Annotated in this window: 13 protein-coding genes and 1 other RNA gene; 5 read left to right on the top strand and 9 right to left on the bottom strand. The window is 44.0% G+C overall.

Features of this window, described 5'->3' with window-relative positions; translation table 11 throughout:
* The first annotated feature begins 1 nt into the window (after position 1).
* From prmA to ACKI5J_RS17560, 3 genes are read left to right on the top strand one after another with little or no spacing between them, the layout of a single operon-like run.
* Entirely contained in the window at positions 2-838 is an 837-nt protein-coding gene (gene prmA, locus ACKI5J_RS17570) for a 50S ribosomal protein L11 methyltransferase (protein ID WP_407430821.1), read from the top strand.
* 14 nt (positions 839-852) lie between these two features.
* Positions 853-2,217, top strand: coding sequence for a UDP-N-acetylmuramate--L-alanine ligase (murC, locus tag ACKI5J_RS17565; protein ID WP_407430819.1), 1,365 nt, complete (start codon positions 853-855; stop codon positions 2,215-2,217).
* Positions 2,218-2,228: 11 nt separating this feature from the next.
* A complete protein-coding gene (locus ACKI5J_RS17560; RefSeq protein ID WP_106292712.1) occupies positions 2,229-2,570 on the top strand; it encodes a helix-turn-helix domain-containing protein in 342 nt (113 codons plus the stop codon).
* Between the two features lie 30 nt (positions 2,571-2,600).
* On the opposite strand, the gene ACKI5J_RS17555 is transcribed toward ACKI5J_RS17560, so the two are convergent.
* The 9 genes from ACKI5J_RS17555 to ffs all read right to left on the bottom strand — a co-directional run bounded on the left by ACKI5J_RS17555 (position 2,601) and on the right by ffs (position 11,693).
* Positions 2,601-3,719 carry a GNAT family N-acetyltransferase gene (locus ACKI5J_RS17555; RefSeq protein ID WP_407430817.1) on the bottom strand — a complete coding sequence of 373 codons (1,119 nt, stop codon included), beginning with the start codon at positions 3,717-3,719 and terminating at the stop codon, positions 2,601-2,603.
* A 72-nt stretch (positions 3,720-3,791) separates the two neighbouring features.
* On the bottom strand, positions 3,792-3,926 hold the full coding sequence (locus tag ACKI5J_RS17550) for a hypothetical protein (RefSeq protein WP_407430815.1): 135 nt from the start codon (positions 3,924-3,926) through the stop codon (positions 3,792-3,794).
* A gap of 149 nt (positions 3,927-4,075) precedes the next feature.
* Positions 4,076-4,636: an SMC-Scp complex subunit ScpB gene (gene scpB, locus ACKI5J_RS17545; RefSeq protein ID WP_407430813.1), complete on the bottom strand. Its 561-nt coding sequence runs from the start codon at positions 4,634-4,636 to the stop codon at positions 4,076-4,078.
* A gap of 180 nt (positions 4,637-4,816) precedes the next feature.
* Entirely contained in the window at positions 4,817-7,741 is a 2,925-nt protein-coding gene (locus ACKI5J_RS17540; protein ID WP_407430811.1) for a two-component regulator propeller domain-containing protein, read from the bottom strand.
* Between the two features lie 5 nt (positions 7,742-7,746).
* Entirely contained in the window at positions 7,747-8,517 is a 771-nt protein-coding gene (locus tag ACKI5J_RS17535; RefSeq protein ID WP_407430809.1) for a LytR/AlgR family response regulator transcription factor, read from the bottom strand.
* A 53-nt stretch (positions 8,518-8,570) separates the two neighbouring features.
* Positions 8,571-9,695 (bottom strand): cyclic dehypoxanthinyl futalosine synthase, encoded by a 1,125-nt coding sequence (gene mqnC, locus ACKI5J_RS17530; protein ID WP_407430807.1) that lies wholly within the window; start codon positions 9,693-9,695, stop codon positions 8,571-8,573.
* 69 nt (positions 9,696-9,764) lie between these two features.
* A complete protein-coding gene (locus tag ACKI5J_RS17525) occupies positions 9,765-10,748 on the bottom strand; it encodes a YpdA family putative bacillithiol disulfide reductase (RefSeq protein WP_407430805.1) in 984 nt (327 codons plus the stop codon).
* A gap of 58 nt (positions 10,749-10,806) precedes the next feature.
* A complete protein-coding gene (gene fsa, locus ACKI5J_RS17520; RefSeq protein WP_407430803.1) occupies positions 10,807-11,469 on the bottom strand; it encodes a fructose-6-phosphate aldolase in 663 nt (220 codons plus the stop codon).
* Between the two features lie 126 nt (positions 11,470-11,595).
* An RNA gene (gene ffs, locus ACKI5J_RS17515) (signal recognition particle sRNA small type) lies at positions 11,596-11,693 on the bottom strand.
* A gap of 282 nt (positions 11,694-11,975) precedes the next feature.
* Between ffs and gltB the strand changes: the two genes are divergently transcribed.
* Positions 11,976-16,496 (top strand): glutamate synthase large subunit, encoded by a 4,521-nt coding sequence (gene gltB, locus ACKI5J_RS17510; RefSeq protein ID WP_407430801.1) that lies wholly within the window; start codon positions 11,976-11,978, stop codon positions 16,494-16,496.
* Between the two features lie 2 nt (positions 16,497-16,498).
* Positions 16,499-17,968 (top strand): glutamate synthase subunit beta, encoded by a 1,470-nt coding sequence (locus ACKI5J_RS17505; RefSeq protein WP_407430799.1) that lies wholly within the window; start codon positions 16,499-16,501, stop codon positions 17,966-17,968.
* The last annotated feature ends 20 nt before the right edge of the window (positions 17,969-17,988 follow it).

Below are 17,988 nucleotides of genomic sequence, written 5' to 3'. Positions count from 1 at the left end.
TTTGAATTACTACGAGTTTGTTTTTAAAATAGAACAAGGCGAAGAAGTTTATCGGGACCTGCTCATCCATTCTCTGGGTGAAGCAGGTTTTGATACTTTTGAGGAGACCGAAAGCGGTTTTAATGCTTACCTATCGGAAAACCTGGCTGAAGGATTAGAGCTGGAAGAGCTCCTTTCTTCGTTCCGGGATATGATTACTTTTTCGTACGAGAAAAACTTCGTGCCTCAGAAGAATTGGAACGAGGTATGGGAAAGTAATTTTGAACCGCTGACTATCGGCAACCAATGCTATGTACGGGCTACGTTTCACGAGCCTCGACCTGAGTTCCCTGTTGAGATCGTGATAGATCCTAAAATGTCGTTTGGTACCGGACATCATCAGACGACTTCAATGGTGATGGAGTTCATCCTGACGATGGATTTCATTGGAAAGTCGGTATTGGATATGGGGTGCGGAACAGCAATTTTGGCGATACTCGCCGGAAAAAGGGGAGCCAGAGATATTACGGCGATCGATTATGACCCGGTTTGTTTTGAAAGTACGCTGGAAAATATAGCATTGAATGACGTTAGCTACATTAAGGCTTTGTGTGGATCCAAGGAAGTGATTCCCGATGCAACATACGATGTGATCTTTGCGAATATTAACAGAAATATTTTGCTTGATCAAATCGAGAGCTACGCTGAGGTACTAAACACGGGAGGAATTCTGATTTTAAGTGGCTTTTATGATGAAGATTGTGAGGTCCTGCTACAGAAGGCGAGGGAGTTTAGTATACAATTCTCTGAAAAGCATCTGTCGGACAACTGGGCATCGCTTAAACTAGTGAAAGCTTGACATAATGATTTAATATGCGCCTACATTTTATAGCAATAGGGGGCAGCGCCATGCACAATCTGGCAATCGCTCTGAAATTAAAAGGGTATGAGATATCTGGCTCAGATGATGCAATCGTTGAGCCTTCATTGTCGCGCTTAAAAAAGCACGGGATTTGCCCGGATAAACTGGGTTGGAACACAGAACGGATCCGGCCAGATCTTGACGCAGTAATTTTAGGGATGCATGCCCGTGTCGATAATCCGGAGTTGCTGAAGGCCCAGGAACTGGGTATCAAGGTATATTCTTATCCGGAATATATTTTTGAACAGTCGAGAGACAAACAGCGTGTGGTGATCGGAGGAAGTCACGGAAAGACGACTATTACCTCGATGATACTGCATGTGTTGCAACAATGCCATATTGATTTTGATTATCTGGTGGGTGCTCAGTTAGCGGGTTTTGATACTATGGTCAAGATAACAGACGCGAAAATCATGGTTATTGAAGGGGACGAGTATCTTTCTTCGCCGATTGACCGCCGGCCGAAGTTCCATTTATATCATGCACATATCGGAGTGATCAGTGGAATCGCCTGGGATCACATCAACGTATTCCCTACTTTTGAAAACTATGCCGAACAGTTCAGCCTGTTTATAAAAAGTATGGAAACCGGTGGGACACTGTTCTTTAATCAGGACGATGAAGCCGTAAATACTGTTATTAATAATGATCAGTCGAGCGTAAATAAGATCGGATATTCTGCTATAGCCAGTGTTACGAGAAATGGGGTGACCTATCTACAAAACGGGAATGATGAAACGGCACTTCATGTCTTTGGAGAGCATAATCTGTACAATATGCAAGCGGCTTTTTTAGTTTGCGGAAAGCTGGGTGTTAATAAAGACAAGTTTTACGAGGCTATTGCTTCTTTTAAAGGCGCTTCGAGGAGGTTAGAACTGCTGGCCGCAAATAACCATACTGCAGTATATAAAGATTTTGCTCATTCGCCATCGAAGTTGAAAGCAACTGTTCAGGCGGTAAAAAGTCAGTTTCCGGACAGAGAACTGGTTGCCGTGATCGAACTTCATACTTTCAGTAGCCTGAATCCCGATTTTCTGGGCGAATATAAGGGGAGCATGGACAATGCGGATATGCCTGTTGTTTATATTGATAATAAGACTTTCGAGCAAAAGAATCTCAAGCCATACGATTCAGGTGTTGTAAAAGCAGCGTTTGGTAATAATAAGTTGATTTTTTTTAATAATTGTGAAATATTGGACGAATTTTTGAGTTGTATTAATTATAAGGGTAAAAATTTGCTTCTTATGAGTTCAGGTAATTTTGGGGGATTGGATCTTGATGCGATCGCTCAACGTGCAGTGAATCATACCACCTAAGAATAAACAAAATGAATACACTAGGAAAAAAAATCAGGCTTCTCCGCCATCAAAACGGCTGGAGCCAGGAGGACGTAGCCAAGAGACTGGATATCTCTATTCCTGCGTTTTCCAAAATTGAGACGGGAATTACGGATATAAATCTGTCTCGCCTGGAACAGATCGCCAAACTGTTTGATTTGTCAGTTATACAACTGCTAACTTACAACGACTCAGAGGAACAGGAAAAGTATGTCTCTGATCTTGAGGTAAGCAACAAAAAACTGCGGGAGCGCGAGACTGAGATCATTGCTCTTCAGAAGAAAATCATTGACCTGTTTGATGAACTGAGGCAGTCAAAAGTGCTATCTTAAGGTCCCGCGCGAAGCCGCGGGTACCGCCATTTAAAAGCTTTTTCGGAGTGTTACGTGCTTTTTTCCAAAAGAAGCGCCAGTTGCTTCGTGGAGTGCGAGCATCTTGTCGTTAAAATCCCCGACCCAGGATAACTCCAGTTCTTTGTATTTCCCGAGAGGTAATACATATTCTTTAAGTTTAATAAACATGGCGGATTCTAAGCCGTGCTTCTGATAGGCGGTTTTCGTTCCCATGACGATTGCCCTCATTCTCGATACACCTCTCCATCGCAAATAAAGAAACTTGATCTTTTCGATCAAACCGAGCTTCCCGTTGAAAGATTTGATTATCTGATTGGCATCAGGAAGGATGATTACGAAAGAAGCTGGTTCTCCATTCACATATGAAAACCATATGAGATTGGGATCCATAATCGTTTTCATCTTTTGAAAGGTTTCAATGATGGTGGCATTGTCTATAGGAGCGAAGTTGTCGAAGTCTTTCCACGCATCGTTATATATTTCCATAAAATCACGTGCGAAATCGTTGATCTTTTTCGGCTCCAGGGATTTAAAGCTATAACCTGGCTTTTTTATTACCCAATTGGCAATTCGTGTAAAGCGTTCAGGAAAAGGTTTATTTACGTCGAGGTGATTGGTGATCTGCTCGTAAAGAGGTTCAAACCCGTAGTTCTCAAATAAGGATCTGTAATAGGGGTGGTGGTAGTTCATCCCATAAGACGGCTGCGTGAATCCGTCTACAAGCAGCCCCCAGAAAGTATCGTTTTCTCCAAAATTGATCGGGCCGTCCATCGCTTCCATTCCATGTGACATCAACCATTCTTTTGCCGTATCAAATAGACGGTTAGCAGCCATCTGGTCATTCGCGCATTCAAAAAATCCTATTCCGCCGGTTGGCTGAGGATAACTAAACGCTTTTTTTTCGTTGATGAACGCTGCAATACGTCCTAAAGGATCACCGGACGGACTTTTTAGAATCCATCTGGTGATCCTGCCGTGTTGGTGGAAATTGTTCTTTGCGGGGTCAAACACTGCCTCCACATCCTTGTCAAGAGGAGAAACCCAAACCTTAGTATCCTTATATATGATTCTTGCTATATCTAGAAATTGCTTTCTGTCTTTTTTGTCTTTTACTTCAGTAATAATCATATTTAAAAGGTTGTCAGGCTGTAGCTGTAAGCCATCGGGTTACATAACCTGAATTAAGGTTGAGTAGCGTCTCTAAAACTCGTCGTCGTCAAAGTCATTCAAGTCGTCGAAGCCACCAAGATCTTCGATCGGATCTGTAAACCCATCTTCGTCGTCGGTAAAAAGCTCGTCATCTAACTCTTCCGGTTCAATCACTGAATTTTTCATGTTCGTTTGCTCTTAAATTATTTTCTGCTTTACCAATTGCGGAGTAAATTCTCTCCTCTAAATTTAGAAAAATTTTGCTTCAGCTTGTTTTAAATCTGGAGTCAAAAATAACAGAAAATTGGGCTTCTGAGAAACGTAATCACGTATTATCACTCGGACACGTCGCCGATGGCGTCGTTTTCTGACGGTAAATCCTTTATCTGAGGGAGTTCCGCTGGGGAGTTGATACCGAAGTAGTCCATAAATGTGGTGCTTGTGCTGTACAGTAATGGCTTTCCTATTGCTTTAGACTTGCCGGAGATGGCAATCAGATCCTTTTCAAGTAGCTTTTGTATTGTATAATCGCAGTTCACTCCCCGGATTTGTTCGATATCGAGTTTGGTGATGGGTTGTTTATACGCTATGATCGACAGCGTTTCCAGGGCTGCCTGACTAAGTTTCTTTTTTGAGCGTTGAGTTTGCAGTTTATGAACCGTAGAATGATAAGCCGGTTTCGTCAGAAACTGGTATCCGCCGTTTATCTCGGCAACGGTGAATGGATATTCGTCGTTATTATACTTTCTGACGATGTGGTTGAGATGATCCTGAAGCTCTTCTAAGGAAGGACTTACGTTGTATATATCCTGTAAGACGAGTGAAATATCTTTCTGCGTGATGCTCTGCTCTGACGCGAATATAAGGGCTTCGATATGCTGTGTTATATTTTCCAATGGACTGCAAAGGTAGCCAAAGTAAAATTTAAGCAAAAAAAAAGCGGTGAAACTTTTGGGAAGCTTCAACCGCCAAACACACACTTAGATAAAAATATTTTTATTGTTCGTTAATCAGATTCTATGGTGCAATAATAAGTATACAGGATATATTCTGCTAATGAACTGAGCTATCGGCTGCTATGAATGAGTAAACGGTTTTAGGGGGATTTTTACTGTCACCATTGTTCCGCCCGTAGCTTGTTGCGATACGGAAATAGACATGGCGTTTTTGTTGAACTTGTTCATCAGGGCAATTCTTTGCTGGGTTAACTGCATTCCTCTGCTAATATGATCGCTGCTTTTTGATTTCAGTGATTCGTCAATCCCTACCCCGTTGTCGCGGATGGTCAAAATCAGATTATGCTCTGCGCTGATGATATCCACGTTTATTTCACCCGGTTCGCTCATCGGCATGATACCATGCCATATTGCGTTTTCGACGTAAGGTTGAAGCAACATGGATGGAATATAAGTATCGGCTAAATCAATATCCGTGTTGGTAGTGATGCTATAGCTCATCTTTTCTCCGAAGCGAAGCTTCTCGAGTGAAAGATACAGACCAAGGTAGGTTATTTCTTCCTGAATGCTGATATAGCTTTTATTGCAGATATCGAGGTTCTTGCGGATTAATCGCGCGAAACCTGTAAGAACCTGGTTTGCCATGGCGTTGTCTCTTGTATTGATGAAGTACTGAATCGAGTTCATCACATTGAAGATGAAGTGAGGGTTCATCATTGCTTGCAATGCCTGTTGTTCTAAAGATATCAGCCTGGTCTTCGTGACTAACTTCTCTTTCTCCTTAATTTGTTTGGTGCGGTAATAGCGGCGGACGAGCAAAAACAGTAAAAAAATTGCAGACGCAACAGTTAGACTGAGGAACCACCAACGCACCCATAGGGGTTTATCAATGTTAAAATGGATTTTAGTAGGATGCGTCCAGCCTGTATACATGCTCTTCGCCCTAATCTCGAGATCATACCGGCCAGGTTTCAGTGAGCTGAATTCTATCGTTTGTTCATTCGTTTCGATCCAGAACTCATTCTGGTTGGTTCTGTAGCTGTACATCACTCGCTGCGGGTTTGCATAATCCATGCAGATGTAAGTGACGCTGACATTATTCTCGGTATAGGAGAGATTTTTTATTTTCTCCAGGCCGGAGGGTTTATTGTTTACAGATACGGAACGTATGAGCACGGGAGGCAGGGAGGTCTTTTCAGGTTTAAGGGCTTCTTTGAAGATAGTCAGGCCGATATTACTGGCAATGTAAGCAGTATCGTTCTCGACGTAAATATCGTTCACTTCATTAGAAAGGAGTCCTTTTTCTGTATCGTAGTTATTCACTTCAGGTATGTCGCCCTGCAAGTTAACTTTGCTGATGCCTTTTCCTGTTACGACCCAGGCATTCTTTCCTTCAACGAAAAGCTTCTTGCAAATGTTGCTCGGCAAGCCATCTCTTGTAGTAATTGTTTTTAATAACTTACCGTCTTTCAGGACGAAAATGCCAAAGCCATAAGAAGAACAGATAATGGTATTATCAGCTAGGGTTGCGATATCGGTAATCCGGTGTCTAAGCTGCGGATACTTGATGTAAAGCTGAATAAGATTTTTCCCTTTTAAATAGTGAAGCCCCCGTATATTCGAGAACCATAGCCCACCATCGCGATCGAAATGCACTGCAAAGGCACGGCCCAGGAAACGCGATGTGGACGAGAGATCGGAATAGGAAGGTTGGTCTCTTTCCTTATCTTTCAAAATGTAAACACCGGAGGCCATCGCTACAGCCAGGTTTTTCTTGTTATCGAGACTGAACGACTTCAACGCATAACGACTCCATTTAGGGTCGTTCAGCAGGTTGAGTTGTTTTCCCTTACCATGGATTTTCAGGAGGCTATTGTCTGAAGCGTACCAGAGCGATCCGGCAGGTGCCTCTTCATGAAGCTTTCTTACCGGGTCATAATTGTTGACGGGCCGGGAGAGCATGTTTTCGACTGTCTCTCCCTTCAGGATGTCCAGACTTCCGTTGTTATACCCGAGAAGGATTTTGTTATGGGTTTTTAGAATACTAGTAATGGCATCGGCCGACAGACCGTCTGACTTGGTGATGTGTTTTGCAAAGTTTCTCTGATAGGGTAGAAGATAAATTCCATCGCCTATAGTAGATATCCAAAGGTTGCCCTGTCTGTCTTTAAGAATGTGCGATATGTTGAGGTTCTTTAGGTGTACTTCGGAAATTTGGTTCCGGCTATTGTATAATAGTAAGCCAGTACCCATAGTCCCGATCCAGATATGGTTTCTTTCGAGTAGCAGTCCGCTGATAAGCGACGGCGATTTCTGCAGCAAGTGACCTGTCTTCTGTACTTTATAGCCGTCGTACTGCATCAACCCACCTGCACTAAGGAAGACAATATTTTTTTTCTCATTATCACGAAATATTGCTTTTGGCGACAAGGGGTAATGGTTCAGGGGCACGGGTATAAACCCTTCCTTGCTTAGTTTAAAAAAATATTTTTCCGAAAAAGCAATCAGATCTTTCTGAGGTGTTTCCCATACAAAAGCATTAAGGAGTGAATGTTCGGAGGAAGAGAAGACCCGGATATTTTTTTGGGCATCAATTTGAATCAGTTTATTCTGGTTTGTTGAAAACCAAAGTCTTGACGATGAATCTTGGTAAAAAGAGGTGAGGCTTCCGTTTCCCATGCTTTTTTTCAACCATGGGTCGGTTGATGTATTGAAAAATCGCTCGTTGAAGAAATAGCTTAGATTTCCGTTGAGTGTGAGAAACCAGATCCTACCTGCAGAATCCTCATGTATTTGAAGGACCTCATTGTCTGATAATCCGTTATCCATGGTGAAGAGCTCGAATTTATTTCCGTCAAACCGGTTAACACCACTTTCTGTCGCTATCCAGATGAAGTCTCTGCTATCTTGAAAGATGTAGTAAACCGTGGAGTTGGCCAGGCCATCATTCACCGAGTAGTGCCTGAAATTCAGCGTTGTGGAGAAGGTTTTGACAGCAGAAAAAAACGCTACAAATAGGATGGTCAGTTTAACGCTGGATCTCATGTCATTTACCTTTGGAAGTACAGCCTGGACCTCTCCTGAAATTCATTCGATCTTCTTCTTGAAACCGGGAGTATGGTGCCGTCTTTTAAAGTTACCTGGGTTCCATTCTTGCTGGAATACTCCCTTACAAACCGAAAGTTGATTATAACCGATTTATGGATGCGCATGAAATTGCCCTCTTGCAGATAGCGTTCAAACTCTTTGAGCGGTTTCGAGATAAGCATTTTGTCGCCCTGTTTCAGATGGAATATCGAATAATTACTATCGGCTTCGACGTACATAATCTCGTCCAGGTCGATCACATGATAGCCATGGGCATGTGGCAGGGTGATCTTGGATCGGGGCTCAGCGGATTTTGCAGAATCGTCTGCTCGCGGTTCCGTTTTCGCGGAAGACGACTGAGTGCTGATAAGCCCAGCCCACCTTTCTGCTTTACTCACCGACTCCTTTAATTCTGATATGTCGATTGGTTTGAGAAGGTAGTCCACGGCGTTCGACCTAATTGCTTTAAGAGCATACTGGTCGTACGCAGTGGTAAAAATTACCATAATGTTCTGCTTTTGCAAGGCAGGGAGGAGGTCAAAGCCTGTTTCTCGTGGCATCGCGATGTCCAGGAAAGCGAGGTCTATACGATTGCTTGCGATAAAGTCGCGCGCATCCTGGGCTGACTGAGCAATATAGCTGACATGTACGTTGGGGCAATTCTCCTGGATAAGAAAGAAAAGTGATTTTCTACTGTATTCTTCGTCGTCGACAATAATTGCTTGAAGCGTCATTCAGGTGTTTTTGTTGAAAATACCTAAAATAATGATTAGTGGTGAATCTGTATTTAATAAGTAATCGTTTGTTGTTGTATTTCCTGCGGAACTTCCCTGAAGCCGTATTTCTGATTACGTAACTGAGGTTCAAACCCAGCCTCACGGATCGATTGTTGTATGCCAGCTGATGTAAAGCGGTGAGGGGCGCCAGCAGCGCTCACGACATTCTCTTCTATCATAATGGAGCCGAAGTCATTGGCTCCTGCGTGAAGGCAGATCTGCGCGACTGCTTTGCCGACTGTTAACCAGGATGCCTGAATATTCTTGATGTTCGGAAGCATGATACGGCTCAATGACAACATTCTGATATATTCATCAGCAGATACTTCATTTTTGATTCCCCGGACTCTTTTAAGCAGTGTGCCGTCATCCTGGAATGGCCATGGAATGAAGGCAATGAAGCCTTCTGTACCTTCAGGTTTCTCTGATTGCACTTCCCTTATCCAAACGAGATGCTCAAAGCGTTCTTCGATGGTTTCTACATGGCCGAACATCATCGTTGCGGAAGAACTTAGTCCCAGCTGATGTGCGGCTCGCATGACGTCAAGCCATTCCTGCCCGCCGCATTTGCCTTTTGATATCAGCCGACGGACGCGGTCGTTTAAAATTTCTGCACCTGCCCCAGGAAGCGAGTCGAGTCCGGATGCCATTAACTCCTTCAGTACCTCGGTGTGACTTATTCCTTCCAGCTTTGCAATATGAGCAATCTCGGGAGGGCCTAAGGAATGTAATTTCAGGGTAGGATAAAGTTCTTTCAGTTGTCTGAACAGATTGGTGTAAAATGCAAGCCCCAGATCGGGATGGTGCCCGCCTTGTAAAAGCAGCTGATCTCCGCCCAGACGAAAGGTTTCCTCGATTTTAATCTTGTACGTCTCGATGTCTGTGATATAGCTTTCGGCATGGCCGGGACGTCTGAAAAAGTTACAAAACTTGCAATTGGCAATACACACATTGGTTGTATTAACATTGCGGTCTATCTGCCAAGTGACTTTACCATGAGGAACCTGTTTTTTACGGAGTTCATTCGCCGTATACATCAGTTCGTTGGTAGTCGCATGTTTGAATAGGTACACACCCTCTTCCTGACTTAGAAAGTGAAAGTTGAGTGCTTTTTGCAATAGGTCCTGTATGTTCATCGCTGCAAAGATACTGAGTGTTTGACCGATAATTAACAGAAATTTGGAAATGGCGTCATTGGAGGGTAATTAAGTTGTTAAGGAGCGGATATGGTTAACAATTTTTTGCGCGTGCACGCGGGAGTTTTCAATAAAATAGCTGTGGGTATTCATTCCGCCGCACACTACACCTGCGAGATAAACGTTTGGAACGTTGGTTTCCATAGTCTCCTCACTGTGAGTCGGCAGCTGCAATTCGTCAAGCGAACATTCAATGCCGATGTTTTTAAGGAAATTGAAGTTCGGCAGATAGCCTGTCATAGCAAGCACGAAATCGTTGGGAACGGACACTTTTCCCTCTGGAGTGCGGATGATTATAGCTGTAGGCGTGATTTCTTCCAGAGATGAGTTGAAATATGCCTTAATGCTTCCTTCTTTAATACGGTTGATTATATCGGGTCTTACCCAATACTTGACGCGATGGCTGATCTCCGAACCGCGGATGATCATGGTGACGTTGGCTGATTTGCGGAACGTTTCGAGAGCTGCGTCAACAGAGGAGTTGCCAGCTCCGATTACAGCGACATTCTGAAAGGCGTAGTAATGAGGGTCTTTATAATAATGCCTTACTTTAGGAAGATCTTCCCCTTGAATATTCAATTTCACCGGAACGTCATAGAATCCGGTAGATATAACGATATTTTTTGCTAAGTATGAGCCCTTTTTAGTGGTTATTAAAAAGAGGCTATCCGGACGCCGGGCCACTTCGCTGACCTCTTCGAAAAGACGGATATTGAGGTTGAAATGTACTGCAGCCCGCCTGTAATATTCGAGAGCTTCGGCCCGTGTAGGCTTAAGATTTACAGAAACAAAAGGGATACCACCGATTTCCAGTTTCTCGGAAGTGGAGAAAAAGGTCATGTTTGAGGGGTAGTTATAGAGGGAGTTGACGAGGCATCCTTTTTCAATGATCAAATAGGATAGGCCAGCTGCCTGAGCTTCAATTCCGCAGGTTAGTCCAATTGGTCCCGCGCCAATTATGAGAACATCAACTTGTGTCAGGGTGTCGGACATTGGAAGAACGGTAGAGTTAAAAAGAAACGTCCGTAATAAACACGGACGTTCAAGATGATTATTGCTTGCCAGCTGCCTTTGCGTGATCTGCAAGGAACTGAGTGAGTCCACTGTCTGTGAGAGGGTGTTTAAGTAATGCTGCGATTGCTGATAGGGGAGCAGTAATTACGTCAGCACCTACGGTCGCACATTGAACAATGTGCATTGGGTGACGAACAGACGCCGCCAGGATCTGAGTAGTGTATCCGTAATTTGCGTAGATGGTAGCTATCTCTTCGATCAGTGCAATACCATCAGTCGAGATATCGTCCAGGCGTCCTACGAAAGGAGATACATATGTCGCACCAGCTTTAGCAGCCAGTAATGCCTGACCAGCAGAGAAAACAAGCGTGCAATTGGTTTTGATTCCTTTCGATGTGAAGTATTTAATGGCCTTTATACCATCTTTGATCATAGGAACTTTAACAACAATTTTAGGGTGCAGTTTTGCCAGCGCTTCTCCCTCAACGATGATTTCGTCGAATGTTGTAGCTATAACCTCAGCGCTTACATCGCCATCCGTTATTTCGCAAATAGCTTTGTAGTGATTAATTACGTTCTCATGGCCGGTAATTCCTTCTTTTGCCATCAAGCTCGGATTTGTGGTCACACCATCAAGAACTCCCATGTCGTGAGCTTCTTTAATTTGAGCCAGGTTGGCTGTGTCAATAAAAAATTTCATGTTAATTTTTAATTAGTTATAGCTGCTGGTGTTGAGATTTACTTGTATGAAAACCAGTAGCCGGTCTAAAGGTAAACTTTTGATATCTGGATAGGAAAAAATAGTGGAATTTTTGAAATAAAAAAAAGGGGCTAGCCCCTTCTATCGCACCGCTACGACTTTTTACCCTTGCTGCGTTCCCGCCCTGGGGGAGTTCAAAAGGAGCTGGTCGTAGAAGACTAACCCTTGGCACAAAGGTATGAATTAAAACAAAACATGAAAATCATTTTGAAAAAAAATAAGAATTTGCTAACTTGGATAAAAAATTCCCTCATGCATTTGAAGATTCTGCGAGATTGTTTGAGAGGAAGGGTGAATTAGGAGAATGCTAAAAAATCCCAAATCGTTTTAAAAACTTGTTAAGAAAAGTTATGTTTGCTTTTGTTAACTTGAATGTTTTGTAAATATTGTTGACGAATTCAACTTGTGAGGTAGGACCTTAATACGTAATTTGCATTGTAAATCTGATGAAACAAACTGAAAATGACCAGATGGGTTTATATCGCCCGGAATTTGAACACGATTCTTGTGGGGTTGGCTTTATTACCCATATTAACGGACAAAAAACACACCAAAACGTCTCTGATGCGCTGACGATCCTGGAGAATATGGAACACCGGGGAGCCTGCGGGTGTGACCCCGAAACGGGAGATGGAGCGGGACTACTAATACAGATTCCTCACGAGTTTCTGATGGAAGAATGTATTTCTCTTGATATTCATCTCGCCGAGCCTGGCCATTACGGCGTTGGTATGGTGTTTTTTCCGAAAGATTCAAGTTCGAAAGAAGCTTGCAGGGCGGCTGTGGTCAGTGCCGTTGAGAAGGTCGGTTTACCTTTGCTAGGTTTCAGAGCCCTTCCGGTGGACCCATCGGTTGTGGGTGAATCGGCACTGGCTGTTGAACCATCGGTTGAACAGTTGTTTGTCGGGCGTCCGGCTTCGTATGTGAATTCCGAAGATTTTGAACGAAAGTTATATGTGCTGAGAAGACTTATAACGAAAACGATAAACGAAACGACCAAGTACGGTGATGATTTCTATATTGCCTCCCTGTCAAGCCGCATAATAGTCTATAAAGGGCAGCTTACCACCTATCAGCTAAGAACTTATTATAAGGATCTTGGGGATGTAAGGCTTACGTCGGCTTTCGGAATGGTGCATAGTCGTTTTTCGACGAATACGTTCCCATCATGGAAGCTTGCACAGCCATTCCGCTTTATGGCGCATAATGGTGAGATTAACACACTTACTGGGAACCTTAACTGGTTCTACTCCGGTTTAAGATCCTATGCATCGTCTTATTTCTCGAAAGAGGATATGGATATTATTCTGCCTGTCATAGACAGTAACCAGTCCGATTCTGCATGTCTGGATAACGTTGTTGAGATTCTAGCGCATACAGGCCGATCTCTGCCACATGTCATGATGATGCTGGTTCCGGAAGCATGGGACGGAAATGAGCAAATGGATCCGCTGAAAAAGGCTTTTTACGAGTTTCATGCGACGTTAATGGAACCTTGGGACGGACCAGCGGCTCTCACCTTTACGGATGGAAGTCAGATAGGTGCACTACTTGACAGGAACGGATTACGGCCGCTTCGCTATGCGATGACCAATGACAAACGTATCATTGTCGCTTCTGAAGCCGGTGCTCTTCCCATTCCGGAAAGCATCATCATAAAAAAGGGTCGTTTACAACCTGGCAAGATGTTTCTTGTTGATATTAAGGAAGGAAAGATCATCACAGATCAGGAGATCAAACATAAAATTGCTTCAGGACAGCCTTATGGTGAGTGGTTGGAGAATTATAAGATCAATATGGAAGAACTTCCGGAGCCGAGAGTAGCTTTTACTAATCTGGCGAAGGACGCTGTTCTAAAATATCAGCAGGTTTTTGGTTATTCCAGAGAGGATATTGAGACGATTATTAAGCCAATGGCTATTGACGGAAAGGAGCCTATAGGATCTATGGGTACTGATGTTCCTCTTGCTGTGCTTTCGGATCGTCCGCAACATATTTCGAGTTATTTCAAGCAGTTTTTTGCGCAGGTAACCAATCCTCCAATCGATCCTATCAGGGAGAGAATGGTAATGAGCCTTGCTACGTTCATTGGAAGCAACGGAAATTTGCTTGATGAAGATAAAATGCATTGTCATGTTGTTGCTTTAAAGCATCCCATTCTGACTAATTATGAGTTGGAAAAGTTGAGAAGTATTGACACGGGGATGTTTCATGCAAAGACCTTACAGACTTACTTTAAAGCAGACGGGCAACCCGGTGCTTTGAAAAACGGGCTGGAGCGTTTATGTCGCTACGCTGAGGATGCGGTTAATGACGGCTTTGAAGTACTGATTCTTTCTGATAGAGCTATCGACTCGGAACATGCCCCGATTCCTTCTTTACTGGCGGTTTCTGCGGTCCATCACCATCTCATCAGGCTGGGTTACCGGGGCCAGGTAGGCCTGGTAGTTGAAGCCGGGGATGTATGGGAGGTTCACCATTTCGCATGTCTTCTGGCGTTTGGTGCAACTGCCATCAATCCATACCTTGCACTAGCGACTATTCATACACTTAAGGAAGAGAGTAAGCTGGAGACGTCTCTTGACTACACCTACTTATCTAAAAATTATATTAAAGCTATCTGCGACGGCTTGCTGAAGATCTTTTCTAAAATGGGAATATCTACATTGCAATCCTATCAGGGGGCACAAATTTTTGAAATCCTCGGTATAAATAAAGAAGTTGTCGACCGTTATTTTTCCGGTGCTGTGACCCGTATTGGTGGTCTAGGTCTGGACGAGATAGCGAAAGAAAGCTTATTTAAGCATAATCACGGTTTTATTCATTCCAAACCTGAGGAGCAATTGCTTTCAGAAGGAGGTATTTACCAATGGAAGAGAAGAGGGGAAGCTCACCTTTTCAATCCGCAGACAGTTCACCTGCTACAGCAGGCCACCCGTACGAATGACTATTCAGTTTACAAACAATATGCTAAGCATGTAAATGATCAGTCGCAGAAAATGTACACATTGCGTGGGTTGTTTGATTTTGCCCATCATCGGGAGCCTATTGCGATTGAGGACGTAGAATCGATCGAATCAATCATGAAGAGGTTCGCAACCGGAGCAATGTCTTTCGGGTCGATATCACATGAAGCTCATAGTACCCTTGCCATTGCGATGAATCGGATAGGTGGGAAGAGTAATACCGGAGAGGGCGGTGAGGATGATATTCGTTACCAGCTTTTACCTAACGGAGATTCGATGCGCTCGGCCATTAAGCAGGTTGCATCCGGAAGATTTGGGGTAACCTCTTACTATCTTGCTAATGCTGACGAGTTACAGATTAAGATGGCACAAGGTGCTAAACCAGGAGAGGGCGGCCAATTACCTGGGCATAAGGTAGACGAATGGATCGCCAAAGTACGCCACTCGACACCGGGAGTTGGATTGATTTCACCTCCGCCTCACCATGATATTTACTCCATTGAAGATTTAGCGCAGCTTATCTTTGACCTTAAGAACGCAAACCGGGCTGCTCGTATCAACGTGAAGTTGGTGTCTAAAGCCGGAGTAGGAACTATAGCTGCAGGAGTTGCGAAAGCACATGCTGACGTGATCCTGATCGCGGGTTATGATGGGGGTACAGGTGCTTCCCCAATAAGTTCGATCAAGCACGCGGGATTACCGTGGGAACTTGGCTTGGCAGAAGCGCACCAGACGCTGGTACGTAACAAGCTGAGAAGTCGTGTTGTGTTACAGGCTGATGGTCAGCTAAAAACTGGCAGGGATATTGCCATCGCCGCTCTTCTTGGTGCTGAAGAATGGGGTGTTGCGACTGCCGCTTTGGTTGCAGGTGGATGTATTATGATGCGCAAGTGTCATTTGAATACCTGTCCGGTTGGTGTTGCGACTCAAGATCCTGAACTGCGTAAGTTATTTACCGGTAAACCAGAGCACATCGTCAACCTGTTCCGTTTTATAGCGGAGGAGCTACGCGAGATAATGGCGGAACTGGGCTTCCGTACGATCAATGATATGGTAGGCAGATCGCAGTTCCTTAAAGTTCGTGAGAACAACACTCACTGGAAAACGAAAACCCTGGATCTTTCATCTATCCTCTATCCCGTTACCAATCCGTCCAATCTAACGCTGTATAACAGTGAGTCTCAGGATCACGGTATGGATAATATCATCGATTGGAAGTTATTAGAGCATGCGCAACAAGCCTTAGAAAATAAGACTCCTGTTTTTGGGACTTTCAAGGTTAAGAACACAGACAGAACGATCGGAACTTTGTTATCGAATGAAGTTTCAAAAATCTATCATTCTGCCGGTCTGCCAGATAATACCATTAACTATAAGTTCACCGGATCCGCAGGACAAAGCTTCGGGGCATTTACCGCTAAGGGGCTTTCTTTTGAATTAGAGGGCGAGGCAAATGACTATGTAGGTAAAGGTCTTTCAGGTGCAAGGTTAGCGATCTATCCGTCTGCGGAAAGTACCCTGGTTCCAGAAGATAATATTATCATCGGAAACGTAGCTCTTTACGGTGCGACTTCAGGCGAGCTTTTTGTGAGAGGACAGGCAGGGGAACGTTTTGCCGTTCGTAACTCCGGTGCTACGGCAGTAGTTGAGGGTGTTGGAGATCACGGATGTGAATATATGACCGGTGGCCGAGCTCTTATTTTGGGTAAAACCGGACGGAACTTTGCTGCAGGTATGAGCGGTGGTATTGCCTGGATATATGATACCGACGGGACATTTGCTGAAAACTGCAATCCTGAGATGGTAGATCTTGATCCGCTTTCAGGTGAAGATGAAGAACAGATTCTTGCTTTATTGAAGACCCACATGCAGCTTACTAAGAGCCATCTTGCATTGTTCGTTCTGAGCAATTGGGCAGAAGAATCCAGGAAATTTATCAAGGTATTTCCTAAAGAGTATAAAAGAGTATTACAACACGCACAATATCAACCAGCTAATTGATTATGGGAAAAGTGACAGGCTTTAAAGAATTCGACCGGGAGCTTCCTTCAAAAAGATCTCCTGAAGAAAGAATTAAAGATTATAAAGAGTTCAATTTGATGTTTACGGAGGACAAGCTAAATAATCAGGCTGCCCGATGTATGAATTGTGGAATTCCATTCTGCCATTCAGGTTGTCCGCTTGGGAATATAATTCCTGAGTTCAACGACGCCGTATATAAGGAAAATTGGGAAGAGGCGTACCGCATTCTTTCCTCCACAAACAACTTCCCTGAGTTTACGGGTAGAATTTGTCCTGCGCCATGCGAATCGGCATGTGTATTGGGAATCAACAAACCTGCTGTAACGATTGAAGAAATTGAAAAACACATTATTGAAATAGCGTATGCCAAAGGTTTGGTGAAGCCTAAAGTTCCGTTAGTACGCTCCGGTAAGACTGTTGCAGTAATAGGTTCGGGTCCTGCGGGGCTTGCAGCTGCTGCACAGTTGAATAAGGCAGGCCACCTTGTGACTGTTTTTGAAAGGGATGACCGTGCTGGTGGCTTGCTGAGATATGGGATTCCGGATTTCAAACTTGAAAAATGGGTTGTAGACCGCCGTATCCAAATAATGGAAGAAGAAGGTGTTATATTTAAGTATAATACTGAGGTCGGAAAAGATATCCGGGCTAATCAGTTACTTGCAGATTTTGATGCCGTTGTACTTGCTGGAGGATCAACAATTCCTCGTAACCTTCCGGTTCCCGGACGCGAGCTCAAGGGTGTTTATTATGCCATGCAATTCCTTAAGCAGCAAAATAAGCGCGTAAGTAATATCGAGGTTCAGGACGAGGAGATTATTACTTCCGGAAAGGATGTAATTGTGATAGGAGGGGGGGATACAGGATCTGACTGTGTTGGTACATCCAACAGACAAGGAGCCAAGTCTATCGTTCAGTTTGAGCTGATGCCTAAACCGCCGGTTAGCCGTACTGAAAGCATGCCTTGGCCTACGTATCCGATGGTGCTAAAAACAAGTTCTTCTCATGAAGAGGGTTGTGAGCGTTCATGGGGTGTTAATACTAAGGAGTTTATCGGCGACGAAGAGGGGAATCTGACAGGTATCCGTGTAGTTGATGTATCCTGGGAGACGGATGTGTTCGGACGAGCTATTAAGTTCGCGGAAGTGGAAGGGTCTGAAAGGATTTTGCCAGCACAGCGCGTATTTCTTGCGATGGGCTTTGTGCACCCACAGAAAGAGGGACTCCTCGAGCAGTTGGGTGTTGAGTTTGACGAACGTGGCAATGTTCGTGCTCAGGAAGGACTTTATCAAACGAATGTTGACAAAGTGTTTGCAGCGGGCGATATGCGTCGCGGACAATCATTAGTAGTATGGGCGATCTCGGAAGGACGTGAGGCAGCACGGCGTGTTGATCAGTTCCTGAGCGGTTATACAGCGTTGGAAAGCAAGGATGCTGAGAGTATGTATGCTTAACGGATTATTCATTTAACAAG

Source organism: Arcticibacter sp., from assembly GCF_045629565.1.
In the GTDB taxonomy this organism is placed as follows: Bacteria; Bacteroidota; Bacteroidia; order Sphingobacteriales; family Sphingobacteriaceae; genus Arcticibacter.
Note: the sequence above shows the minus strand (reverse complement) of the source record. Positions and strands in the feature narration are given on the sequence as shown.

Bases quoted from the DNA above. Each gene is read 5' to 3' on its own strand.
- murC (WP_407430819.1), top strand. From the start codon at position 853: ATGCGCCTACATTTTATAGCAATAGGGGGCAGCGCCATGCACAATCTG.
- ACKI5J_RS17560 (WP_106292712.1), top strand. From the start codon at position 2,229: ATGAATACACTAGGAAAAAAAATCAGGCTTCTCCGCCATCAAAACGGC.
- ACKI5J_RS17555 (WP_407430817.1), bottom strand. From the start codon at position 3,719: ATGATTATTACTGAAGTAAAAGACAAAAAAGACAGAAAGCAATTTCTA.
- ACKI5J_RS17550 (WP_407430815.1), bottom strand. From the start codon at position 3,926: ATGAAAAATTCAGTGATTGAACCGGAAGAGTTAGATGACGAGCTTTTT.
- ACKI5J_RS17540 (WP_407430811.1), bottom strand. From the start codon at position 7,741: ATGAGATCCAGCGTTAAACTGACCATCCTATTTGTAGCGTTTTTTTCT.
- ACKI5J_RS17535 (WP_407430809.1), bottom strand. From the start codon at position 8,517: ATGACGCTTCAAGCAATTATTGTCGACGACGAAGAATACAGTAGAAAA.
- mqnC (WP_407430807.1), bottom strand. From the start codon at position 9,695: ATGAACATACAGGACCTATTGCAAAAAGCACTCAACTTTCACTTTCTA.
- ACKI5J_RS17525 (WP_407430805.1), bottom strand. From the start codon at position 10,748: ATGTCCGACACCCTGACACAAGTTGATGTTCTCATAATTGGCGCGGGA.
- fsa (WP_407430803.1), bottom strand. From the start codon at position 11,469: ATGAAATTTTTTATTGACACAGCCAACCTGGCTCAAATTAAAGAAGCT.
- gltB (WP_407430801.1), top strand. From the start codon at position 11,976: ATGAAACAAACTGAAAATGACCAGATGGGTTTATATCGCCCGGAATTT.
- ACKI5J_RS17505 (WP_407430799.1), top strand. From the start codon at position 16,499: ATGGGAAAAGTGACAGGCTTTAAAGAATTCGACCGGGAGCTTCCTTCA.